Source organism: Aquibacillus koreensis (genome assembly GCF_025154055.1).
GTDB lineage: Bacteria > Bacillota > Bacilli > Bacillales > Amphibacillaceae > Aquibacillus_C > Aquibacillus_C koreensis.
In genome coordinates this window covers 21308-44832 of record NZ_JAOALK010000027.1, presented here as the reverse complement: position 1 = coordinate 44832, position 23525 = coordinate 21308, and the positions used below count along the sequence as shown (strand labels likewise).

Genomic DNA, 23525 nt, shown 5'->3' with positions numbered 1-23525 from the left:
AGTTTAGGAGGATTGCTATGGGAGACTTATGGAAAAATCCTGTTTTCTCCATATCTGCTATTGTCATCACAACCTTAGTGGTGTTAGGTGCAACTATTCCAGAAAAATTCGGTGAGGTATCTTCAACATTATTTGGTTATACAACAGATTACTTTGGGTGGTTTTACTTACTCGCTGTTTTTGTGCTAGTCCTTTTTCTAATTATCCTTGCAATTAGTAAGTTTGGTACGATTCGTCTTGGGGGAGAAGATGAACGCCCTGAATTCCCTTTTTTCACCTGGATTGGCATGTTATTTTCCGCAGGATTTGGTGCCGGACTTGTCTTTTGGGGTGTTGCAGAACCTATGAGTCATTTCTTTGTCACTCCATTTGCAGACTTAGAAGGACAAACACTAGAAGCTGCAAGAGTCGCCATGGCATATTCCTTTTTCCATTGGGGAGTTAGTCAATGGTCTGTTTTTGCTATTGTAGGTCTAGTCATCGGTTTTTTGCAGTTCCGAAAAGAAAGAAATGGACTTATCTCAACTGCTCTTGAACCAGTTACAGGGAATAACACGATTGTTAAGCATACCATTGATTCGTTAGCAGTTATTGCAACGGTTATGGGGATTGCAACATCACTTGGGCTTGGAATTCTCCAAATGAATGGTGGACTAAACTATGTGTTCAATATAGGCAATAATGTAGGGATTCAAATGTTGATCATATTATTTATCTTTATTGCCTATATGGCGTCTTCTACAACAGGATTAAATAAAGGTATCCGATATTTAAGTAATTTAAATTTAGGCTTAGCAATAGGTTTACTAGCTTTTGTGTTAATCGCCGGCCCTACGATATTTATTCTTGAGACTTTTACACTAGCTATAGGCGATTATATTACAAACTTCATACAATATAGTTTACGGATGCAACCATACAAAGGAGGAACATGGGTTCAGGATTGGACGATTTTTTATTGGGCTTGGGCAATAGCTTGGTCCCCATTTGTTGGTGCATTTGTCGCTCGGGTTTCAAGAGGACGTACGATTCGCGAGTTTATTATTGGGGTTATGATCATCCCTCCTTTAATAGCATGTGTATGGATCGCTGCATTTGGTGGTACAGCTCTGTGGAGTGATTTATATCAAGGGACGAGTATTGCTGAAGCAGTAAACGCGGATTTGGCGACTGCTCTATTTGAATTATACGGATCACTACCCATGACCATGATCATGTCTATATTATCCATTTTGTTAATTGCAACATTCTTAATTACATCAGCGGATTCCGCTACGTATATTTTATCAAGCATGACAACGAGAGGAAGTACAAGTCCACCGTTTTTCGCCAAACTAGTTTGGGGTGTGCTTATGTCAGCGATTGCTGCCGTACTTCTGTATGCTGGCGGCCTAAAAGCGTTACAAACCGCTTCACTTATTTCAGCTTTACCATTCACCATCATCTTATTAATGTTGATCTTTGCGATTCTGAAGCTGTTGAAAAAGGAACCGTTACCGATTGCAAAAAGAGACTTGCGGCGCTTCCGTCGTATTAGAGATGAAGTTAATAAAAAGAAGTAATAGGCTCAGGGCTAGATTTGCTCACCAGAAGATAAAGGCCAGGTATGTGATCATACCTGGCCTTTATCTCTTTTTGGAACAAGTGACTTTTCCTCTGGCTCGCACGATTTTGTGAACACAAGAACCGTCCCCCTGTTTCCTATATCTCGATGATTCCTTTTTGTACGAATAGGGTTACTAAATAATTGTATATACCGTGGGCGAGTATGGGTGCCCATAGCGTACCTAGTTCGACAAATAAGATACTTAGTCCGATCGATAAAACAAACACAACCACGTTTAATACGATACTGCCTTTGTACTGCGGAACATGCAATAGCCAAAAGACAAGCGTAGACAATAAGATTGCCAGAGGCGTATTCATGAAAGTTAATAGTAATGCAAGTAAAAATCCACGGAAAAATAATTCTTCAAAGACTCCCGGTAAAACGCCTACTAATACAGGTCCGTATGGCTTCTTCATCAACTCTAGAAGCATCGTACCACCTTCATTATCCGGCATTTTCGTTTTCGTTACACGTGCCAATATGGCGACTAAAACCGCGAAAACTATGCCGGAACCAATCCCAATTAAGCTACTGATTAGGATATTCGAAAGATCGAATATTTCTGATAAAAACGGTACTGTTTGCTGTCGTTTCCATATAAAAATACAAATAAGAGCAGCAAAACCAAATAGAGAAAACGACATGATCAAATCTTTCATCGTTATCTCTGGAGTCGCTTTTTTCCCCATTACTTATTCCCCCTTAAATGATGCTCGTACCTGTGAACTGAATTATGTAGGAACACCACATTCAATACGACCATTATAAAAGATAACGCTACGTCATGATCAAGTTTTTTTAACAGTGCGCATTCACTCGGTTTCTATCCGATAGACTTTTTAGCAAAAATTTATACTTTCCTAACATACAACAAAAGGCCGGATCACGTACCTGCCTTTTCCTTTACTTTAAGAATGCTTCTTCCTTTGACACTCGAACTTTTTGGAAACACAGGGACGGTTCTTTCGTTTACGTTTCACACCGGGCTGCAGTTCCACATTTCACGAAAAAAGAAACAGCTACTCGCTTCACTAAAAGCAGGTAACTGTGTGTTTATCTCATTAACCTATGATTTTTTCAATTACCTTGAGCGCAGTAACAGCATCTTTACCTGTAACAATTGGTTCTTTGTCATGAATGATCGATTCCACAAATGCATCAATCACGCCAGTATTTGTTTGATTGTCATTGGTTTGGATTGCTTCTAGTTCATATTTAACCACTTCACCATTCTTATGTTCTACTACTAGCTGATACGTTGGATCATGATAAATTTTGATAATGCCTTTCTGACAGTAAATTGTTGTTGAATTATCCTCAGATCCGTAATATGTCCATGAAAAGGAAGCTGTACCAAGCCTGCCTTTTTTTGTTCTCAATGCACTAACGACATTGTCACAAACCTCGATTGGCTCGCCATTCTCATTTACTTTATCAAACGCACCATGAAAAGCATGAACATCGACAATTTCATCATCTAGTAAATAATGAATGAGATCGATCTTATGGATACCTAAATCGCCAGCAACTCCAGAATGGGATCGTTCTTTTTTAAAAAACCAGGTAGCATTTGATTTGTTTACTCCCCATCTTTCAGGCCCTTGGTGCCCAAATGATGTTTTGAATGTTAACACTTCTCCAAGTTCTTTACTTTCAATTATTTCTTTTGCTTTTTGATGTGCTCTTGTAAATCGTTGGTTATGGTCAACCATTAGTTTTTTTCCAGATTTGCGTTGCGCTTCTAAAATTTCTTCCGCATGCTCGACTGTTATCGCGATCGGTTTTTCACATAATACGTGCTTTCCCTTTAACAACGCATTAGCAGAATGAATATGATGCGTTTCATTCGATGAACAATCACTGATGGCTACAATCGTTCGATCTTCGAACATCTCTTCTAACGTTTCTACGACACGTCCGCCAAATTCGTTCGCAAGCGCCTTAGATCTTTCTATGTTTCTATCAAAAAAGACAATCTCATTCACATGCGGATTCGCTTTATATTCTGGTGCGTGACGAAATTTAGTAATAGAGCCACAGCCTATAATACCGACATTAATTTGTTTCATCAAAAGTCCCCCTTAATCTCTTTTTTGGAAAAATACTGCAACGATAATAATTAACCCCTTTACCAGACCTTGTAAATGAGGAGAAATATTCATTAAGTTCATCATATTATTAAGAACACCCAACAAGAGAACCCCGAAAAAAGTTCCAATAACCCTACCTTTACCACCAGTCATTCTCGTACCACCGATGATAACTGCTGCGATTGCGTCAAGCTCATATAGATTACCAGAGCTTGAGGAGGAAATAGAGTTTAAGCGTGATGTTTCAATGATGGCTGCAACACCTACTAATAAACTACAAAGTGTGTACACACCAATTTTGATACGGTCCACACGAATAGCAGATAAAAGTGCTGCTTTTTCATTACTACCTAAGGCATAAACATAACGACCAAAACGTGTTTTTTGCATGAGTAAATACACAACTACGGTCAGCAAAAGGAAGATAATGATCGGTAAGTCAACTATTCCAAAAAGTTCTGTATTTGCAATGGCAGTGAGCCCGTCTACTTCTCCTGAAACACTTCCACCATCAGCATAGAATAGCGCAATGGAACGCGCACCCGCCATCATCCCAAGGGTAGCAATAAAGGAAGCAATTTTCCCTTTTGCTACAAGTAAACCATTCAAAACTCCTGTAATCGCCCCAACGGCTAAAGCAGTCAAAATCCCTATAAATATACTTCCAGATGCATTGAGTGCCAAAACGGAAAAGACACCAACCATCGCAAGCACGGACCCAACAGATAAGTCAATCCCACCAGATAGCATCACTACTGTCATACCTAGTGCAATAATCCCAATCGTCGATACTTGCATCAAAATATTCATCTGGTTCTGAATATAAAGAAAGCGGTCATTCATTAATGCAGCAACGATAAAAATTATGACAAAGGCAATGACAACACTGTATTCACTCCAAAGCCACTGCAGACTTTTCTTTCCTCTATTCATAGATTTATTCTCATTCACTTTTAATTCAGCCAATGTTCTTCGCCTCCCTTTTTGAACCAGTTGCATATTCCATGATTTTTTCTTCTGTTAATTCATCTCGAGTGAATTTTCCAGTAATCTCACCATGAAACATAATGTTAACCCGATCACATACCCTTAATATTTCCGGTGCCTCTGAAGACAATATAATAATTGCTTTTCCCATTTCTGCTAGATGCATAATATGTTGATAAATTTCATTTTTGGCTCCAACATCGATCCCTTGGGTCGGATTATCAAAGATGATAATGTCACCATTTACTTCAAGCCATTTTGCTATAACTACTTTTTGTTGATTACCACCACTCAAGGAATCAATTGTCACTTTCGGATCATGCACTTTGATATTTAATTGTTCCTTATATTCTTGAAATCTTTTCTGTTCCGTTTTCGAACTAATGAAGCCGTTTTTCTCAAAGTGTCCCATCGACGTTAAACTCATGTTTTCAATTACACTTAAATCTTTAATAATTGCATTTTCTTTCCTGTTTTTTGGTACAAGTCCGATTCCTGCTCGGAGTGCTTGCTTCGGATGATTTATTTTTACTGGCTTGCCACTCACTTCAATGACACCACCATATTTTTTTCTAAATCCAAAAATACTCTCAAATAATTCTGTTCTTCCATCACCGGCTAAACCTGTGAACCCAAGGACTTCCCCTTTTGATAGAGAGAAATTTACATCTTTAAATAATCCTTCGCTTGTTAAGTTTTTTACAGTTAATACAGGTTCTCCTTTAGTTGCTTTATTATAAAACGCATCTGTCGAAACAGATTTCCCAACCATTAATTGTGTAATGGCGCTTAAATCCGTATCTTTCATATTACCTGTACCCACTAAGTTACCATCACGTAAAACAGTATATCGATCACAAACGGCTTGAATCTCTTTTAGTTTGTGTGAAATATAAATAATGGAAACACCAGATTGCTTTAAAGAGCGCATTATCGTGAACAATCGTTCTACTTCATTATCCGTTAATGATGTCGTTGGCTCATCCATAATAATAATTTTCGAATTACTTAATAATGCTTTTGCAATTTCAATCATTTGCTTATAGGAAGTCTCTAAATCTCTGACATATGTTTTTGGATCAATATGAACACCTAACTTAGACAACACTTCACGTGTCTGCCTACACATTTCTTTTTCATCTAAAAATCCTATTTTCGTTCTTAGTTCGGAACCAAGAAACATGTTTTCATAGACAGTTAAATCAGTAACTACATTTAACTCTTGGTGAATAAAACTAACACCATGTGCTTGCGAAATTCGCGGGTTGCCCATTAGAACTGTTTGCCCAGTTATTTTAATCTGACCGTTGTCAGGCTGATGAACTCCTCCAAGAATGTTCATTAATGTTGATTTCCCTGCACCATTTTCCCCTAGTAAGGCATGGATTTCACCTTTATTTAACACGAGATCGACACCATGCAAAACCTCGTTATTATGAAAAGACTTTTTCACACCAATCATTTCCAAAATAGTTTCATGTTCCATTTCAATTACCCCCTTTAACAGAAAAATGGAAATACAACGACTATCTAGTCAAAATTTTTAACTTATTAAAATAAAATTCCATCAGTGGCGGAGCACGCCCTGCCACTGATGGTAAGTAATTACAGGGTGTTCGTTTTAGAATGCTGCGTCTGCATCGTAATGTTCATCAACATTTTCTTGTGTTATTGGTGTAGCTGGAATAACTACCTCCGCACTTTCCGCTTCATCACCATTCGCAAGATCGGCTCCAATATCTACTGCATCGATAACCATTAGTGGAGAGTATAAGAAAGTTGCTTTAACTAAACCGTCCTCTTGGATGATTTCATATACTTCCTTCGCTCCACCAGCACCTGTAACAAACTGAATGTCAGTACGGTTCGCTTCTTTAATCGCTTGGATAACACCTAATGCCATCCCGTCATCTTGCGTATAAACAGCATCGATTTCAGCTTGTGCTGTTAAGATGTTTTCCATTACCTGTAAAGATGTTTCTGTTGAAAATTCACCGTTTTGAGAAGCAATGATCTCAATATCAGTACCCTCAATAGACTCACGGAATCCGTCACTACGTTGATTCGTTACAGAGCTAGAAGGACCAGCGATTTCAACTACTTTACCACTGCCACCTAATTGTTCAACGATGTATTCACCTGCATTAATTCCAATTCCAGTATTATCGCCTTTCACAACAACTGTTGCCGCATCATTCGTTAGTTCACGGTCAACAATGATAAGTGGAATGCCTTCCTCTTTTACTTTTGCCCCCACTGGAGACAATGCCTCAGATTCAATTGGAAGCATGACAATAGCATCTACCCCTTGAGCTATTAAATCTTCCACATTACTTGTTTGATCTGCTGGATTATCTGCTGTTGTAAATTCGTAGTCATCAATCGTACCATCCTCGACAAGTGCTTTCGCTTGATCCTCTGCATTTTGAATTAGGGCACCCATCCAACCATGTGTTGCAGAAGGTAAAGCTAAACCTAAAACAACCTCATCATCACCTGAGCTACTACTAGCACAACCTGCCATTCCAATTGCTACAACTAACACGAACACTAAAGATAAGATACGCTTCATTCTTCTTTTCCCCCTTGTTTTTACTGAAATTTGGTAACCTCCCCATAAGAAACCGTTTACATTTGAGGCTAACTGACCGACACTAATTCGGAGTTTAATGCCGGGTTGTTAGTCTCAATTAAAAGGTTATCCCATGGTTGAATCACGAATCACTAACTCATGGTCAAGCACAATATTTTCAACTTTCTTGCCAACGACACTATTAATCAACATCGTTGCAGCTGTACATCCCATTTTATACATGGGTTGCGAAATTGTAGTAAGTGATGGGTTCGTCATGTTTGAAAAACTGATTTTGTCAAAACCAACAACTGCAATATCATTAGGTACTTGCAAACCAGATTGATTGATTTCTTTCAGTGCACCAATAGCCAATGTATCTGAAACTGCGAATACAGCAGTAGGTTTCTCCTGCACTTCCAACAACTTTCGCATGGCTTGAATGCCGTAATCAAACTCTAGGTAATCCGTATGGTAGATTAATTCTTCACGGATAGGAAGGTGATACTCTTTTAACGCTCGATCATAACCTTGTCTCCGCTGCCGAGCATACAGGAATTTTTCATCTGAATTTACTAGCGCTATTCTTTCGTGACCTAACTTGATAAGATGTTTTACCGCTTGATAAGCAGCCAACTCATTATTAATTGTTACATAGGGAATAATTCCACCTTCTTCATACTCACTACATTGAATAATAGGATAGTCTAAAGCAAGTTGATTGAGCTTTTCCATATTAACTGCTGGATCCATCGAAATTGCACCATCCACTAACTTATTTTTAATCATGTTTAGGTAGATATTTTCCCTTTCTACACTCGAATCTGTTTCACAAAGAAGAATATTGTAACCATTCTTGATCGATGTATCCTCGATCCCATTTATGATTTCAGTATAAAAAGGATTTGAAATACTTGGAATTAATACAAGGATTAATCGACTTTCAGAGGTTCTAAGATTCCTCCCTAATACACTAGGTTCATAGTTTAATTCTTTTATAGCGTTTTCAACTTTTTGTCTAGTACTTGCTGTAACAGAAGAACTATTGTTCATTACTCTAGATACAGTCGCAACGGAAACACCTGCTTTCTGAGCAACTTGTTGAATATTTGCCACGATGTAACCTTCTCTCAATATTAAAATTTGATTATCATAACTTGTAATCGATTACAAATTTAATTGTAAATACACTGTTTATATTTGTCAACAGTAAATTTTGTATGACAAAATCCTTTATATTATTCGTATTTATGATTGTTTTACATACTTTAATTGTTGTGATATTATGTAATGGATTACATTAAGCGTTTTCATGATAAGGGGGATTTTCGATGAAATTAGGTGTATTTACCGTGTTATTTTCAGATAAAAATGTTGATGATATGTTAGATCATGTCGCTGCACAGGGTATCGAAGCTGTAGAATTAGGAACAGGTGGATATCCTGGAGATGCGCATTGTAAGGTTGATGAGTTACTAGATAGTGAGAATAAACAAAAAGAATTTATGAAAAAAATTAAACAACGAGGATTAATGGTTAGTGCATTGAGCTGTCATGCGAACCCACTTCACCCACAAAAACAAATTGCGGAAGAAGCAGACATCTTATTCGACAAAACCGTTAGATTAGCAGGTAAACTTGGCATTCCTATCGTGAACACCTTCTCTGGATGTCCCGGTGACCACGAGAACGCAAAATATCCAAACTGGCCTGTAGCGCCTTGGCCACATGATTTTCAAGAAATTTTAAAATGGCAATGGGAAGAGAAAATCATTCCTTATTGGAAGAAGAAAGCTATTCTAGCTGAAGAACATGATGTGAAAATCGGCTTAGAATTACACGGAGGTTTTTCTGTTCACACTCCAGCAAATTTACTTCGTCTGAGAGAAGCATGTGGGCCTGCAATTGGAGCAAACTTAGATCCTAGTCATATGTGGTGGCAAGGCATTGACCCAGTGGAATCTATTAAACTATTAGGACGAGAGAATGCCATTCACCATTTTCATGCAAAAGACACAATTATTGACCAGCCAAACATGAATAAAAATGGCCTGACTGATATGACACCTTACACCGATATGCGAAATCGTTCATGGTATTTCCGCACAGTTGGGTTTGGGCATGATACGAAAGTTTGGGCTGATATGATTAGCGCTTTACGTATGTATGGCTATGATTATGTTGTCAGCATTGAACATGAGGATGGACTTATGTCGATTAATGAAGGTTTTGCTAAGGCAGTAGCAAACTTAAAACCGGTAATGGTTAAAGAGTCTGTTGGTGAAATGTGGTGGGCTTAAATAGCCCTTTTAGTAAAATGTTGCATCCATGATACGGAAATATCATGGATGCAACATTTTTAGTTTCTGTCCGCCTACTTACACACTACGTGACTGACATACATTATTTTATATGTTCTTGATACACCCCTGAAGCTTGATGATCAAGTACAAGTTTTTAGGCAGCATGATATTTCATGGAATCCGCTTCTATTTTATGTCAAAAACATGCCAATCTATAATATAATATATAACTAGTAGAATGATACGAGGAGATCTCCATTATGAATAGTCCCACACTAGTAAAGAAAAGTAAAGAAACTAACCAGGAAACCTATTCTTTTTCCTATCACAAAAAATCTGGTTACATTGGATTCATTTGTGCCATGCTTGTTGTTATTGTGATCGAAACTGTAGCAATATCTTTCCTTTTGTATAACTGGAGTCCGCTTTTACATTGGATTCACCTATTGCTAGCTATCGTTATGTTTGTTTTTCTAATTGTAGACCTACAAGCAGTAATCAGAAATCCTATTGAATTATCAGGGGATACATTGTCTATCAAAATTGGCGTTAGACCTAAGCTTACAATCAAAACGGATAACATTAAAGAAATCCTTAATGGCAATATCAATTATGAACAAGATAAGAAAAACAAGGAAGTACTCGACCTTTCGTTACTAGGGTTAGATGATCCTACCTTTGAAATCGTATTACACGAACCAGTAGCATACAGAAAAAATAGTAAGTTAACTAGAATATTCATTACCGTTGACGAAAAAGAAACACTATACAAACTTCTAAAAACGTGAACATGGGGACGGTTCTCCTGTTCACGTTTTGGATTATTTGGAAATACTTTTTTCATATGTACTTAAAGCGCTTATTGTTAACTAAAAATAAATACGTACACGATTAACACAACCAAGAGCGCTAATAAAAACAACGGTACAAACGTATTTCTTACTTCTTCATTTTCTGCCGCCTTTGCCTTCTTTTTATAGTCCCGCCAGCCGTACACAATACCAATAATGATAACTAGGAATATGATTAATTCCACAGTAACACTCCCCCATCAATCATACTCAGATATCCTCAAAGCCTCAGTCTGTTGTAGCACGTCTAATCCGTGTACTCACTAGTTAGACGCACTTACACAAAGTGAATCAATATGATTTCTCAACGTTTGGATGATCCGATCTTTGTTTACACGATGTGGTTCAAGCATGGCATGCAGAGCAATACCATCAACAATCGCATATAATTTTTCTGACTCGATATCCTTGTTCAAACCTTCCCGTAACATACCGGATTGGTCTAGATAACGAATAACATTCTGAACTCCTTTAAAAATCCCATCACCCTCGACACCAAATACATCTTCCTTGTGCCTGGCATAGAACGTGAAAGCAAACCATACTTCCATCTCAGCCATCGTTTCTTTGTTGATTGGCACAATTTCTAATAAAACTTGGATCACTTTTTCCTTTGCTGGTAAATCACGCTTTATAATCTCATTCACTCGGATCATCGCATTTTCTTTTACAAGCTTCATCGCATAGACCAGTAGCTCGTCCTGTGTGGAAAAATAATGCCTCAGTGCGCCTAAGGATAATCCTGCTTCCTTGGCAATATTCCTGACCGTCGCTCCTTCCATTCCTTTGTGTAAGATGACTTGCCATGTCGCTTCTGCAATTTGTTTTTTTCTTTTTTCATGATCTACTATTTTTGGCATAGTTTTATATTAGCAGGAAAGACCTATTCAATCAATTTAATAATACAGTTGTATTATTTAAAAAGCCATGTTACAATCACCTTAATTAGTACAACTGTATTGTAAAAGAGGGGATACAATGAGTTTTATCGGATGGATGATCGTTGCATGTGAGATTGGATTTTGGGTTGTTATTACCTTGGGGTTTGTGACGCGTTATATGCTAAAGCGTCCAAAATTAGGGATGGTATTCCTAGCATTAACACCTGTCATCGACATGCTGTTACTAATTATTACAAGTATTGATTTGTACAGAGGGGCAACTGCGACGGTAGCCCACGGTATAGCAGCGGTTTATATTGGGGTTTCGCTAGCTTTTGGTAAATCGATGATTGCCTGGGCGGACGTGCGATTCCAATATTACATTTTAAAACAAGGACAAAAACCAAAACAACGCTATGGTATGGAGTATGCACATCATTATATCAAAGGGTTCGGCAGTCACGTGCTCGCTTACTTGATCGGTTCAGCACTTTTATTAGGCGTAATCTTCCTAATCCAAGATCCTATCCGAACAGAATCATTAAAAGGAGTATGGATGACATGGTCACTCGTACTTGGCATCGATTTTGCCATCTCCATTAGCAATTATATCTGGCCAAAAAGAGCCAAATCGTGAACATGGGGACGGTTCTTGTGTTCACGTTTTACAAAACGTGAACGCAAGAACCGTCCCTCTGTTTACTCTGCCCCGGAGATTACTTTTGCTACGCCTATGGCATAGTGAGCCCAGAGTATATTTTCTACTAGTTCAGCGAATCTTTTTTCGCATTCTACAATGACAATGACCTCTGAATGCTTCCCCTTTAATTTTCTCTTTTTCTTTTTAAGAATGACTTCAGTAAATAGACGAATAATAAATCCTAGTAGAAACCCTAAAAAAGCACCGATTAGTCCCCAATATATCGGACCCCATGCAAATTTAAACCCTATACTAGCTCCAATCACTGAAAAAGCTGTTGCAAGTGCCAAACCAATATCAATAAAAGTGGTTCCATCTGATCGGTGAAGTGTGTCAAATAACTTAGGTGACTCTTGTCGATTATCAAGTGGTACAATAAATATTTGTTCCTTCTTTATTCCCTTTTTTTCTAGCGTTGTAATCGCTAGTTCAGTAAAGGCATTATTTTCAAAGGTAGAAAATACCTGCATCATGATTACTTCACCTTTTGTCCTTTCAGGATCTTAAAGTTATTCCCTTGATAATTCTCCACAAAATACTTTCTTTGTTCTTTTTCGTATAGCTTATTGTTTTCTACTGTCGCCGTATAGGAATCATACGTGGCAAATCCATAGAGTGATGGGAAAAACAATAGCCATTCTGCATTCAAAACAACAGTTGCATTTTCTATTTCCCCCAAAAATAAAAACGTTATCGCTTCAAGCGCATGAGAATAATAAAAAAAGACGACAGACCATATGACAACAAAAGCTGCAGTCAAGATTCTATGAATATACAGTTGACCTAGTCCAGGTACAAATAACGACCATATAAACGCTAAAACCGGATTTCTTTTATCTAAATAGTTAATTTCAAATGGTGATATAACAAATGAATTAAAGTGATGATCTTCTCGCTCAGCTAATATGTACACTTTATTCATATCCACTGTCGTTCGATAACTATCCCAGATCGCAAAGAGATAAACTGGAATATAAATAAGCATCCACCGTGTATCCAAAATATCTTTTGCCATTTCAATTTCCCCTTGAAAGGAGTAAATCATCGCCATATTAATGTGGGCTTTTACATTAACAATTACTTCCCAAATAAATAACATATACCCTCTTATATATTTTGATAACAATAAGTGCCCAAAACCGGGAAACGCCGCACTCCACCAAGCTACAATATATGGGTTTCTTAAGTGGAATTGTGTAGTTCCGAGTGTGCTAACATGCGCCTTGTATCGTCTAGCTTTATTGTCATTTGTGTAGTTATTCATTAAGTATGCCCCTAATTATCATGTATTTCCCATTTTTTCCTATTATTTTTAAAAATATACTACTCTGCCATATCGTATTAGGAGATTAATCAATCGGTAAGTGGAAGGGCGAATGTTGGATATATCTTCATTAAATCTTGTTGCACTAAACTAAGGCCCTTTCGATTACATAGAAATAGAATGAAACCATATCTTAAACTCCACATTTACCTTGGTTCACCTGTCCCTTCCATTTGTTGGAACCATTCATACAATAAAATATATGGGGGTGAAACGATGTCTATTGGACATTATCACGGATTATGCAATAAATATCGAGGTAGAGCAGTAGAAATTAGATGCCATGGCGGTAAAGTTCACAAAGGAATTATCGAGCACGTTGACCGTCACCAAGTTTTCTTAAGACCAATTGATCGCCCTAAACAATTAGGTGGTTATGGTTATGGCTGGGGTGGCTATGGAAGTGGATTAGGATGGGGCGTTGCATTGGGATCAATCGCAACATTAAGCTTACTACCGCTTTTTTTCTGGTAATTGACTAAAGGAAATTTTCAATCCATTTACATGGGTGCATTCCTTCATTTCGCTAATGTCTTCATAATTTTAACTCGAGATATTTTGGATTGAGCAAAAAATCCTAGCTACTTGTAACCGATCTTAATAAATTTGAGCTCTATAATGGCAGGATAGTTTGCTTACAGAACAAAGCTATATGGAGAAAGGAGGATTCCCATGCCATGCTTACCTGGCTATCGTTATTGTGGCCCTAGATGTAGTGGCCCTGGCCCACCCACAAATCAACTAGATGCCTTTTGCAGGCAACATGATGCTTGTTATCGAAAATATGGCCCTAGTAGACATTGTGATGACATTTTCTTGAGACAGCTTGAGCCATATATAAATCAAAGATCAAAATTAGGTAAGGATGCAGCTCTTATGCATCGGGCAATCCGATTAAAACACAGGTAATAAGTATTATAAAAATCAGAGGGTTTTCCCTCTGATTTTACCTTTTGTAATGATTTTACAAATGCATCTAAAGTAAGGAAAGCAGTTCTAATCTTTTCTTTCCACTTGATAACGATGCTCCTCTAAAATCCTGTTAACTTCTTCAATCATTACTTTATCTCCATAAAATTCTACCTTAACTTCTCCATCATCCGTATCTATTAATACTCTCTCCATTCCATTAACTTGATTTAAGATTTTCTCAATTTCTTGGATTGTTTCCTTATCTATAACATTTCTTATATAAAAAGTTTCTTCAGACATAAAATTAATACTCCTTCACAACTATATTTAGTATCCTTAGTTTGTCCAATAATGGAAACGTTAAGCTTATTTAAAAGTCCATGTCTGCATTTCCGCCATCTCAACCATCGACTTCGACCATCTTAATAAACAAATTCCTTTATCTAGTAAAATGAGCTTGGTATATTAAAATAGTGCACATATTTAGGTTAGTAATTTCTTTCCCTCTTATTGGGAATAATACATGTGGTTAATAATGAAGGAGTGATTTTTAATGACATCTTTACACGGAAAAACAGCAATTGTTACTGGAGCTGGAAGAGGCATTGGACGTTCTACTGCAATCGCTTTAGCTAAAGAAGGTGTGAACGTTGGTTTGATTGGTTTAAGCTTGGAAAATTTGGAGAAAGTAGCCGCAGAAATAACAGAATCTTATGCTGTAAATATTTCGGCAGCTTCTGCCAACGTGGCTGATCTTGATGCAGTTACACATGCAGTCGATCATATTAAAGCGGATCTTGGTCCGATTGATATTTTAATCAATAATGCAGGGACAGCGAAGTTCGGTGGCTTTCTTGACCTTGCCCCAAATGAGTGGGAGAACATCATTCAAGTAAATCTAATGGGCGTTTATAACGTCACACGAGCGGTTCTGCCTGAAATGATTGAAAGAAAAACAGGAGATATTATTAATATTTCTTCTACAGCAGGTCAGAAAGGTGCACCTGTTACAAGTGCTTACAGTGCTTCGAAGTTTGGTGTTTTAGGACTAACAGAATCTTTAATGTTAGAAGTACGCAAGCATAACATTCGTGTTACTGCATTAACGCCGAGTACCGTTGTTACTGATTTAGCCAATGAATCAAACCTGATTACAGGTGATCCAGAACGAGTCATGCACCCAGAAGACCTTGCTGAATTAGTGATCTCAGGATTGAAACTAAACCGTAGAACATTCATCAAATCAGCAGGACTTTGGTCGACAAATCCATAAAACGTAAACGGAGGGACGGTTCTTCTGTTTCCATTTTGGAAACAGGAGAACCGTCCCCACGTTTACACCAGGCATAAGACTAATTTGTTTTCTATTGAAATGAATTTTGGTAGAATACTCACAAGAGACGTGAAAGCGTTTTCTTAAATACATGCTTGTTACTTAACGGAGGTTACATAATGGGACAAATAAATGAGCTTCAACACCGAATGGGGAAAAAGACTATTAAGCTAGTAGATGCTTCAGGAAATCCTGTTGTTGATCAAGAAGTCTCACTAACGCATACAAACCATCAGTTTCTATTTGGTTCAGGGATTTTTGATGCGGTTAGGGTTGCAAATGCAACGGATACAACAGAAAATCTATCCTATTTAGAAGACAAAATGGATAAGTTTTTTGACGTTTTTAACTTCGGAACATTACCATTCTACTGGGGAGGATTTGAGCCTGAAAAAGGAAATCCAAAGACAAAGGAATTAAAAGCTGCTGCACAATATCTAAAAGATAGAAATAGAAACATGACGGTCAAAGGACATCCGCTTTGCTGGCACACAGGAACAGCCCCCTGGCTACTTGATATGAGTAATGAAGAAATCCTTAAGGCGCAGTTTGACCGAATTGAGCGAGACGTAACAGATTTTAAAGGATTAATTGATATGTGGGATGTCATTAATGAAGTAGTGATTATGCCTATTTTTGATAAATACGATAATGGGATTACTAGAATTAGTAAAGACTTAGGTCGCGTTGGAATTGTCAAAGAGATGTTTGCAAAAACGCGTGAATCAAACCCTAATGCAACGTTATTGCTAAATGACTTTAACACATCAATCAACTATGAAATTCTTATAGATGGATGCTTAAGCGCTGGTGTTCCGATTGATGCGATTGGTATTCAGTCACACCAACACCAAGGGTATTGGGGGCGCGAAAAATTAGAACAAGTATTAGAGCGCTTCTCTCATTTTGGCTTGCCAATACATTTTACAGAAAACACGCTTATTTCCGGGCATATTATGCCAGCTGAAATCGAAGACTTGAATGATTATCAAATTCCAGAATGGCCTTCTACTCCGGAATATGAAGCGCGTCAGGCAAAAGAAGTGGAAGAAATGTATTCAATTCTGTTTAAACATCCATTAGTAGAAGCAATCACAAACTGGACCTTCAGTGATGATGGTGCTTGGCTTGGTGCACCTGCTGGTTTCCTAAGAAGTGACAATAGTCCAAAACCTGCTTATAACACATTAAAGCGTCTAATTAAGCAAGATTGGAATACCAATCTGACTGTGAAAACAGATAGCGACGGAATGCTTACATTTGAAGGATTCCTAGGTGACTATGACCTAGTATGTGGAGACAAGAAAGCAACCTTGCAGTTAGATAAAAATAGTGAAACAGTTAAATTAGTAATCTAGTGTAAACACAGGGACGGTTCTCCTGTTTCCATTTTTGGAAACGGAAGAACCGTCCCCCTGTTCACATTTGCTTTCCCTTGACCCGCTTTAGTGTTGCGACGATAAGAAAGCTTACAATCACGAGCAAAAGCCATGAACTTACTTTCCCCAAATGGACAAGACTCCATGCTTCCGTTTGGTTTGGATATTCCCAAGCCTTAAAATAAGTAGCGATATTTTCTGCAATCCAGATAAAGAAACCAATAAGCACAAATGAAAATGCAATAGGCATTCGGTAACGTGACCCATTGACCTCATAAGTAACCCATGATTGCCAAAAAACGATAATGACAAGCCCAGATAAAATCCATCGAACATCCATCCAATAATGATGAGTGAAAAAATTCAAGTAAATCGCCGTTGCAAGAGGAACAACGACTAAGAATGGCGGCCACTTTACTAGTTCCACCTCAAGCCTTCTCCACGCCTGACAAAGATAACTGGCAACACTCGCATACATGAATCCACTATACAACGGCACACCCAAAACTTTTGAATACCCTTCTTCGGGATAAGACCAAGATCCCATGTGCACCTTAAACAGTTCAAGCCCAAGCCCTATAAGGTGGAACAAGGTGATTACCTTTAATTCATCTCGGGTTTCAAGTCCTGAACGAACCATTATCCATTGCATCAATAGACAGATGATCAGGAGCCAATCATAACGTGGGAGAAATGGAAGAGGAACTATTTTTGTAATAGCTAAAGAAGTAAAGATTACGACAGGAAAAATACAAGAAAGGGCCTGCTCCCACCCAAAGTGCACGAGTTGTGATAGTGGCCGCATTACTTTAGCCTTTGACGTTTTCTTTTGAACATTTGCATGAACAGATGTACTCATGCTTAACCTCCTTTTTATAAAACAAAACAATGAATTTTTCTTACTCCGTGTTTTCTCGATACGCACATGATTATTTGTTTAAAGCATAACATTCAATTTATTGTTTAACAATAAATTATTACTGTTTATTAACATTTTTTTATTGATTACATGTAATGATAACGTTCATTTTAGATTCATGTCATCACATAAATAGAAAGAAAAAACGCTCAGGATGAGCGTTTTACTAACTAACTGTAATGTTTTTAAGGAATTTATTAATATGATCATTTCGTCGCATAAGCTTAATCAACATAGGACATCCCATTCAATTTAAATGTAAACCCGTCCCTTTCCAATATCAGCATATATTTCTCCGTCCACTTGTGGCCTCCCTCAGATAATTCCACTTTTACTAGCAGGTTATATTGGTAGAAGTTCCGGGTTATATTGAGTGCATTTGCTTCCACTAACTCGGCTTCTGGATATTTTCCGAGTAACTGCACAGAATAGCCAAACTGCTCATGAAATATAGAATCTAGTAGTTCTTGTCGTTCTTCATCGGTAAAGTTAACTTGATTCAACTGATAATACATTTCTATTTTTTCTAATCCGGTCTCGATCAACTGTTTATCTGTATAGAAATGAGTAGTAAAGAACGAGTAACAGAAAAACAGGATGATGAGACAACTCACAATAATTCGGATTAGTATTGGAAATCGAACTACGTCTATTGATAGATCTAGTTTATTTGCGATCCAAAAAGCTACAATTAATACAATTGCAAATAATAGGAGATATACAACTGTACTTTGAATAAAATCGAGATTGCTTATGATCATGTGATAAGCATATAAAAGCAAAAGGATAATCAATACTCTAAAGAAACCCGATAAATATGACATTTATTATTTCACCTCTATTCCTAATACAGTAGCGATAACTAATGAACTATCATAACCTGCCCCTTTAAAAAACTGGTCCTGTTCAATAGCAAGTTCAATACTAAGATCATCTTCGTGATGATATGCTCCAATCGTGTACAAATATGATTTATGCAGATAATTATAATCTTCTTTTTGTTGCACATCCTCATTGTCTAGCAGATCAACAGATTAAAGCTCCTTCGCATGATTATTATATGATTCAATAAAAATTCCTTAGTTCATCCTGATTAGAAGAACAGCCAAGACTTAGAATAGACAAAAGAAAAAGTAATTCTCTTCATCTCACCACTCTTTTCCTTATCTTGTATTTCACCTTTGTTTACATTTTAACATTTCTTTACAATGTGGTTGAATGATTCCATAACTTAATACGAACTACATAAACAAAAGACGGTTCTCGTGTTTCCAAAATGGAAACACAAGAACCGTCCCTATGTTCACGTTAAGTTTCTAAAGTCGTTGCCGGATGGGTTTTGGAATAGGCGAATGCCGAATTCTGGTGCGACGGCAAACAGGTGGTCAAAGATATCGGATTGGATCCCTTCATAGATATGCCACCTAATATCATTGGTAAAAGCATATATCTCAAGCGGCAACCCGTGTTCTGTTGGCGCAAGCTGCCTAACCATTAAGGTCATGTCTTGTTTAATTTGCGGATGGTGCTCAAGATATTTTTGAATGTAGGCCCTGAACACACCGATGTTCGTAAGTGAACGTCGATTTACGGTATTACTATCATTTATATCATGCCTTGTATTGTAAGCCTCAATTTCTTCTTCTTTTTCAAGAAGATATTCAGACAAATAGTGGATACTTTTCAGGCTTTCAATCATGTCCTTCGATAAAAAAGTAATACTACTTTTATCAATAAATAAAGATCGCATGATACGTCGGCCACCAGCGTCTTGCATCCCTCGCCAGTTAATAAACGAATCGGATACAAGCGCATAACTTGGGATTGTTGTAATCGTTTTGTCCCAGTTTTGTACTTTCACCGTGACAAGTGAAATATCAATAATGTCTCCATCAGCGCCATATTTAGGCATTTCAATCCAGTCACCGACACGGACCATATCATTCGCCGCCAATTGAATCCCTGCAACGAGACCTAAGATCGAATCTTTAAAAATCAACAAGATCACTGCAGAAAGGGCACCAATTCCGCTCAGCAAAATAAACGGACTTTCTCCCACTAGGATAGAGATGACCAAGACTACCCCTACAATAATGACAATAATATTAGCTACCTGTAGATATCCTTTAATTGGTCTTAACTTCGCAATCTCAAACGTTTGATAGATATCGTTAATTGCATTTAGTAAGCTAAAGATCACCATCAAACCTGCCATGATGATATAGATGATTGCCCCTCTTTCAATTATTTCGTTATAACCTGAAAAAAAGGTGGTGGTGGTGGCAAATACGATTATAATAATTGCCGGAACAATATGAGAAAGCTTATGAAACACTTTTCTTTCCAACAAAATATCGTCCCATGTGAATTTGTTTCTTTTCACATAATGGCTAATGACTCTGATCACGACTTTTTTCGTAATAAAATTTGCAATAATACAGATGATTCCTATTAAAAGGATCATAATGATATTGGCAAGATAACCTGCCCAAGTAGCAGACATATCATATTGTACCAACCAATCTTCTATGTACTTCATTTGCTCCCTCCCATTCTAATGATGATAACACGCTTAATGATGGAGTGTTTCGCGCAATTTATTCTTTAACGGAAAAATATCTCCAACTACGTTTTCTATTTTCTCAACAGCTTCCTCGATCGTTTCTGCTTGAATGTGCAATGATTTAGCATTTGGATGACTTGTGCTGTGATTATATTTTGGATCATAATAATAAGTTAATAACAATGCAACCGCGTGACGATAGTTTCCTGTTCGTAAATCGTGCTCAATCTCTTTAGCAACAGGCGTATGGATGCGTTTCTTAATGATCTGAAATGCATCGATAAATTTCTCCGGATATTCCCACGGATGGTATGCTTCAAGAATATGTTCAACACGGGTCTCTAACGGCATATCAATGAAAATCTGCATACTTTTTTCTTTTTTATTCATAAGAAAATCTGGAACAGTTGCTTTACCAATTCGTTTGCTTTCCCCCTCAATAAATACATAGGGATGTTCTTTATACTCAATCAACTTTTGTACAAGTTGGGATTCAAAATTTTTCTGATTACTTGGGTTAATTCCTATTTGACCAAAGATAGATCCTCGATGTTGGGCCATCCCTTCTAAATCAATCACCGGGTACTGCCTTTTCATTAGTTCGTGTAGGATCAATGTTTTTCCCGCTCCCGTGTATCCATTTAACACAAGCAGTTCAGGATTACATTCCTCTTTTTCCAACGTATCAACTACCCACTGGCGATAAGCACGGATCCCGCCAGATAAGCGATTCACTTCCATACCCATTAAATCCAAAACAGTCGCAGCCGTCTTGCTACGCATCCCACCACGCCAACAAAATACGGTTAGTGGTGTGCCCAATTGCTTACATGTTGTAATAAACCCAGGCAATTTTGCAGAAAAAATTTCTAGGCCACGTTCTTTTGCTTCTTCTTGCCCTTTTTGCTTATAAAGCGTACCAACCTCCGCGCGTTCCTCATCGTCAAAGATCGGGACATTGATACTCCCTGGAATCGTCGTTTCCATAAATTCCTTTGGCGAACGAACATCAACAAGCGTATGGTTTGCTTCATTCTTAAGACAAAAAAGATCTTCGAGAGCAATATCTTTAAACATAAAGATTCACTTCCTAATACATGTATTTTACCACCATTACTCTATTTATAATCACTAAACTATCACCCTATTAATTTTACCATACTAATAGAATTGGAAACATGGGGACGGTTCTCCTGTTTACGTTTTACATTATGATACAGCCTTACCGCGAATTATATTTTAATAAAGAAGGCTAGAAAATAGAAACAGATCATCCACAAACACAATCGCAAAAACTACCGTGTACAGATATGATGCTTTTTGCTTTCCTAATAGCGATTGATAAACAATGATAATTGGATTTTTATGTTAAAATAGTAATGGATATTTTTTTTGTCTACGGGTAACTTTAACGAACAGGGGGAGAGGTCTTTGAGCGTGATTTTAGAATTACTCAGAATAATTTTTATCATTGCGATCCTTGGAACAGTCTTGGATGGAATTCCGCATGCAATATATACAAGTATCGGTATTGATACGGACAAATATGGATGGATATCTATGTTCGGCGTATTTATCTTCATCTTTGTTTTGTATAGAAATAAACTCCAATTCAGTGGATGGTACACAGGAAAAGGTAGAGAAAAACTTCCCGGCGTGGTATCAAAAACGCTATTATTAAGTGCTATCCTACTATTACTTTCACCCCCGATTCTACATTTTTTGTTAAACTAGCAGGAGTTAATCAGAAGTAGGAAAATAAATGACAAAGGTGTGTATCTCATGCGCTTATTTAGGTTTATTGCAACTTTCGTGATTATTACACTTTTTCTAGTTGCCTGTACATCACCGAGCAAAATTACCATAGTTGAAATGGAAAACTTCCAGAAAACGAAAGCTAATACAACCGTTGAAATAACAGATGAAGAAGAGATCGATGTTATTTTGCAAGCAGTTAAAAACGCAACAAAAGATCCTGGTACTGTTGATATAGCAGAACCAGAATACAAATTTGAATATGGTCAAAAGAGTTATTTCCTCTGGATACAAGCGAGTACCGGTACGATTATGAAAACGAGCAATACGAATACGACCTATACATTGGATATGGGCGATTCGGATCAATTTTTTGAAATCATTACCCGTCATTACGGGGAGTAACCTTAGGGTGCTTCTTTTGTTAAGGAAGCAGTAGCTAATAACTGCCTCCCTTTTTTCAAAAGAGATTATTCCCGCTACATAACATGGGTTAATATGTTTTGGAAAATTGGTTCTGGTCTTTCTTCTGTGATTAAATGTCCAGTTTTTTCATACGTAATTAATTGGGCGTTAGGTAAATCTTTCACTAGTTGTTTGCCAACATGGAGTGGTACGACACGGTCTTCCTCCCCCCAAATAATTAATGTAGGTACATCGATCTTCTGTAATTGTTTAGGCAATAGATCTCCTTCACGGTGTCGTAATAAGCGAATCAGAGATTTATAGAACCGTTTTTCTGCTAATGGCCTAGAAAATTCATCAATCATTTCTTCACAAATTAATTCTTTGTTAAAAAAAACATTATGCAAGTAATCTTTTACGTCTTTTCTGTGGATATAATAATACACCATTCGATCAAAAAATGGTAAATAAGAACTATAAATCAACAGCTTTTTTGCACGCTTAAGATAGCCGGAACTACATAACAAGATAAGCTTGTTCACTTTTTCAGGAGCCAGTCGTGCCATGTGAAGCGCAATTTGTCCGCCCATAGAATGCGCAACGATATGCGTGCTGGATAAGTTAAATGTTTGGATGAATTCAAGCATTACCTTTGCGTAGTTTTCAAAGCTATAGACAAAAGAATTTGACTTTTCACTTTTACCAAACCCAGGTAGATCAACCGAAATAACAGAAAATTGTTCCATCAATAAAGGAATGATCCGACGAAACGTATAGATAGATGATGCAAATCCATGGATGAGCAAAATCGGTGGTTTATCATTCAATAAGTATTCACAGTACAAATCCATATTCGCAACCCTGATGTATGACTCTGTTAATCCCGCACCAGACAATAGCCTTCACTCCCTGTTTAATCCATAGATGTACATGTATTATTTA

Annotated in this window: 27 protein-coding genes; 10 read left to right on the top strand and 17 right to left on the bottom strand. The window is 37.4% G+C overall.

Annotation, left to right across the window (positions count from 1 at the left end):
* Window positions 1-17 precede the first annotated feature (17 nt).
* Complete coding sequence (locus tag NYQ66_RS06585) at window positions 18-1562, top strand: BCCT family transporter (protein ID WP_259868122.1); 1545 nt, start codon at window positions 18-20, stop codon at window positions 1560-1562.
* A gap of 139 nt (window positions 1563-1701) precedes the next feature.
* Here NYQ66_RS06585 and NYQ66_RS06580 read toward each other — a convergent pair whose 3' ends face one another.
* The 6 genes from NYQ66_RS06580 to NYQ66_RS06555 all read right to left on the bottom strand — a co-directional run bounded on the left by NYQ66_RS06580 (window position 1702) and on the right by NYQ66_RS06555 (window position 8374).
* On the bottom strand, window positions 1702-2298 hold the full coding sequence (locus NYQ66_RS06580) for a CPBP family intramembrane glutamic endopeptidase (protein WP_259868120.1): 597 nt from the start codon (window positions 2296-2298) through the stop codon (window positions 1702-1704).
* A gap of 372 nt (window positions 2299-2670) precedes the next feature.
* On the bottom strand, window positions 2671-3678 hold the full coding sequence (locus tag NYQ66_RS06575; protein ID WP_259868118.1) for a Gfo/Idh/MocA family protein: 1008 nt from the start codon (window positions 3676-3678) through the stop codon (window positions 2671-2673).
* Window positions 3679-3690: 12 nt separating this feature from the next.
* Window positions 3691-4665: an ABC transporter permease gene (locus NYQ66_RS06570; RefSeq protein ID WP_259868117.1), complete on the bottom strand. Its 975-nt coding sequence runs from the start codon at window positions 4663-4665 to the stop codon at window positions 3691-3693.
* Window positions 4658-6172 carry a sugar ABC transporter ATP-binding protein gene (locus NYQ66_RS06565; RefSeq protein ID WP_259868116.1) on the bottom strand — a complete coding sequence of 505 codons (1515 nt, stop codon included), beginning with the start codon at window positions 6170-6172 and terminating at the stop codon, window positions 4658-4660. Before NYQ66_RS06565 ends, NYQ66_RS06570 begins: the two co-directional genes overlap by 8 nt.
* Before the next feature lie 135 nt (window positions 6173-6307).
* The gene (locus NYQ66_RS06560) at window positions 6308-7258 is read right to left on the bottom strand and encodes a substrate-binding domain-containing protein (RefSeq protein ID WP_259868115.1); all 951 of its coding nucleotides are present in this window, start codon (window positions 7256-7258) and stop codon (window positions 6308-6310) included.
* Between the two features lie 126 nt (window positions 7259-7384).
* Window positions 7385-8374 carry a LacI family DNA-binding transcriptional regulator gene (locus NYQ66_RS06555; protein ID WP_259868114.1) on the bottom strand — a complete coding sequence of 330 codons (990 nt, stop codon included), beginning with the start codon at window positions 8372-8374 and terminating at the stop codon, window positions 7385-7387.
* Window positions 8375-8589: 215 nt separating this feature from the next.
* On the opposite strand from NYQ66_RS06555, the gene NYQ66_RS06550 reads away from it, so the two are divergent.
* On the top strand, window positions 8590-9558 hold the full coding sequence (locus NYQ66_RS06550; protein WP_259868112.1) for a sugar phosphate isomerase/epimerase family protein: 969 nt from the start codon (window positions 8590-8592) through the stop codon (window positions 9556-9558).
* Between the two features lie 263 nt (window positions 9559-9821).
* The gene (locus tag NYQ66_RS06545; RefSeq protein ID WP_259868111.1) at window positions 9822-10349 is read left to right on the top strand and encodes a hypothetical protein; all 528 of its coding nucleotides are present in this window, start codon (window positions 9822-9824) and stop codon (window positions 10347-10349) included.
* Between the two features lie 77 nt (window positions 10350-10426).
* On the opposite strand, the gene NYQ66_RS06540 is transcribed toward NYQ66_RS06545, so the two are convergent.
* A complete protein-coding gene (locus tag NYQ66_RS06540; RefSeq protein ID WP_259868110.1) occupies window positions 10427-10597 on the bottom strand; it encodes a hypothetical protein in 171 nt (56 codons plus the stop codon).
* A gap of 78 nt (window positions 10598-10675) precedes the next feature.
* Complete coding sequence (locus NYQ66_RS06535; RefSeq protein WP_259868109.1) at window positions 10676-11272, bottom strand: TetR/AcrR family transcriptional regulator; 597 nt, start codon at window positions 11270-11272, stop codon at window positions 10676-10678.
* A gap of 118 nt (window positions 11273-11390) precedes the next feature.
* Here NYQ66_RS06535 and NYQ66_RS06530 point away from each other — a divergent pair, with 118 nt between their 5' ends.
* Window positions 11391-11930, top strand: a complete 540-nt coding sequence (locus tag NYQ66_RS06530; protein WP_259868108.1) for a hypothetical protein — start codon at window positions 11391-11393, stop codon at window positions 11928-11930.
* A gap of 62 nt (window positions 11931-11992) precedes the next feature.
* Here the strand turns inward: NYQ66_RS06530 and NYQ66_RS06525 are convergent, their stop codons facing one another.
* Both NYQ66_RS06525 and NYQ66_RS06520 read right to left on the bottom strand, forming a co-directional pair.
* Window positions 11993-12463: a hypothetical protein gene (locus NYQ66_RS06525; RefSeq protein ID WP_259868187.1), complete on the bottom strand. Its 471-nt coding sequence runs from the start codon at window positions 12461-12463 to the stop codon at window positions 11993-11995.
* 5 nt (window positions 12464-12468) lie between these two features.
* The gene (locus tag NYQ66_RS06520) at window positions 12469-13257 is read right to left on the bottom strand and encodes a hypothetical protein (RefSeq protein WP_259868107.1); all 789 of its coding nucleotides are present in this window, start codon (window positions 13255-13257) and stop codon (window positions 12469-12471) included.
* A gap of 276 nt (window positions 13258-13533) precedes the next feature.
* Between NYQ66_RS06520 and NYQ66_RS06515 the strand changes: the two genes are divergently transcribed.
* On the top strand, window positions 13534-13791 hold the full coding sequence (locus NYQ66_RS06515) for a hypothetical protein (RefSeq protein WP_259868106.1): 258 nt from the start codon (window positions 13534-13536) through the stop codon (window positions 13789-13791).
* A 198-nt stretch (window positions 13792-13989) separates the two neighbouring features.
* Window positions 13990-14226 carry a Parvovirus coat protein VP1-like protein gene (locus tag NYQ66_RS06510; protein ID WP_259868105.1) on the top strand — a complete coding sequence of 79 codons (237 nt, stop codon included), beginning with the start codon at window positions 13990-13992 and terminating at the stop codon, window positions 14224-14226.
* Window positions 14227-14313: 87 nt separating this feature from the next.
* Here NYQ66_RS06510 and NYQ66_RS06505 read toward each other — a convergent pair whose 3' ends face one another.
* Window positions 14314-14529 (bottom strand): hypothetical protein, encoded by a 216-nt coding sequence (locus NYQ66_RS06505; protein WP_259868104.1) that lies wholly within the window; start codon window positions 14527-14529, stop codon window positions 14314-14316.
* Window positions 14530-14782: 253 nt separating this feature from the next.
* On the opposite strand from NYQ66_RS06505, the gene NYQ66_RS06500 reads away from it, so the two are divergent.
* Window positions 14783-15502 (top strand): 3-ketoacyl-ACP reductase, encoded by a 720-nt coding sequence (locus NYQ66_RS06500; protein WP_259868102.1) that lies wholly within the window; start codon window positions 14783-14785, stop codon window positions 15500-15502.
* A gap of 179 nt (window positions 15503-15681) precedes the next feature.
* Window positions 15682-16920 (top strand): endo-1,4-beta-xylanase, encoded by a 1239-nt coding sequence (locus NYQ66_RS06495; protein WP_259868100.1) that lies wholly within the window; start codon window positions 15682-15684, stop codon window positions 16918-16920.
* Between the two features lie 61 nt (window positions 16921-16981).
* Here the strand turns inward: NYQ66_RS06495 and NYQ66_RS06490 are convergent, their stop codons facing one another.
* The 5 genes from NYQ66_RS06490 to mnmH all read right to left on the bottom strand — a co-directional run bounded on the left by NYQ66_RS06490 (window position 16982) and on the right by mnmH (window position 21500).
* Window positions 16982-17746 (bottom strand): DUF817 domain-containing protein, encoded by a 765-nt coding sequence (locus NYQ66_RS06490; protein WP_259868185.1) that lies wholly within the window; start codon window positions 17744-17746, stop codon window positions 16982-16984.
* Window positions 17747-18084: 338 nt separating this feature from the next.
* Complete coding sequence (locus NYQ66_RS06485) at window positions 18085-18684, bottom strand: hypothetical protein (protein ID WP_259868098.1); 600 nt, start codon at window positions 18682-18684, stop codon at window positions 18085-18087.
* Between the two features lie 3 nt (window positions 18685-18687).
* Window positions 18688-18867 (bottom strand): hypothetical protein, encoded by a 180-nt coding sequence (locus tag NYQ66_RS06480; protein ID WP_259868096.1) that lies wholly within the window; start codon window positions 18865-18867, stop codon window positions 18688-18690.
* Window positions 18868-19163: 296 nt separating this feature from the next.
* Window positions 19164-20399: a mechanosensitive ion channel family protein gene (locus NYQ66_RS06475; protein WP_259868094.1), complete on the bottom strand. Its 1236-nt coding sequence runs from the start codon at window positions 20397-20399 to the stop codon at window positions 19164-19166.
* A gap of 33 nt (window positions 20400-20432) precedes the next feature.
* On the bottom strand, window positions 20433-21500 hold the full coding sequence (mnmH, locus tag NYQ66_RS06470; RefSeq protein ID WP_259868092.1) for a tRNA 2-selenouridine(34) synthase MnmH: 1068 nt from the start codon (window positions 21498-21500) through the stop codon (window positions 20433-20435).
* Between the two features lie 360 nt (window positions 21501-21860).
* Here mnmH and NYQ66_RS06465 point away from each other — a divergent pair, with 360 nt between their 5' ends.
* Together NYQ66_RS06465 and NYQ66_RS06460 are read left to right on the top strand one after the other, a co-directional pair.
* Window positions 21861-22157 carry a hypothetical protein gene (locus NYQ66_RS06465; protein ID WP_259868182.1) on the top strand — a complete coding sequence of 99 codons (297 nt, stop codon included), beginning with the start codon at window positions 21861-21863 and terminating at the stop codon, window positions 22155-22157.
* Window positions 22158-22205: 48 nt separating this feature from the next.
* A complete protein-coding gene (locus NYQ66_RS06460) occupies window positions 22206-22583 on the top strand; it encodes a hypothetical protein (RefSeq protein WP_259868090.1) in 378 nt (125 codons plus the stop codon).
* Between the two features lie 74 nt (window positions 22584-22657).
* On the opposite strand, the gene NYQ66_RS06455 is transcribed toward NYQ66_RS06460, so the two are convergent.
* Window positions 22658-23479 carry an alpha/beta fold hydrolase gene (locus NYQ66_RS06455; RefSeq protein WP_259868088.1) on the bottom strand — a complete coding sequence of 274 codons (822 nt, stop codon included), beginning with the start codon at window positions 23477-23479 and terminating at the stop codon, window positions 22658-22660.
* Window positions 23480-23525: the final 46 nt, after the last annotated feature.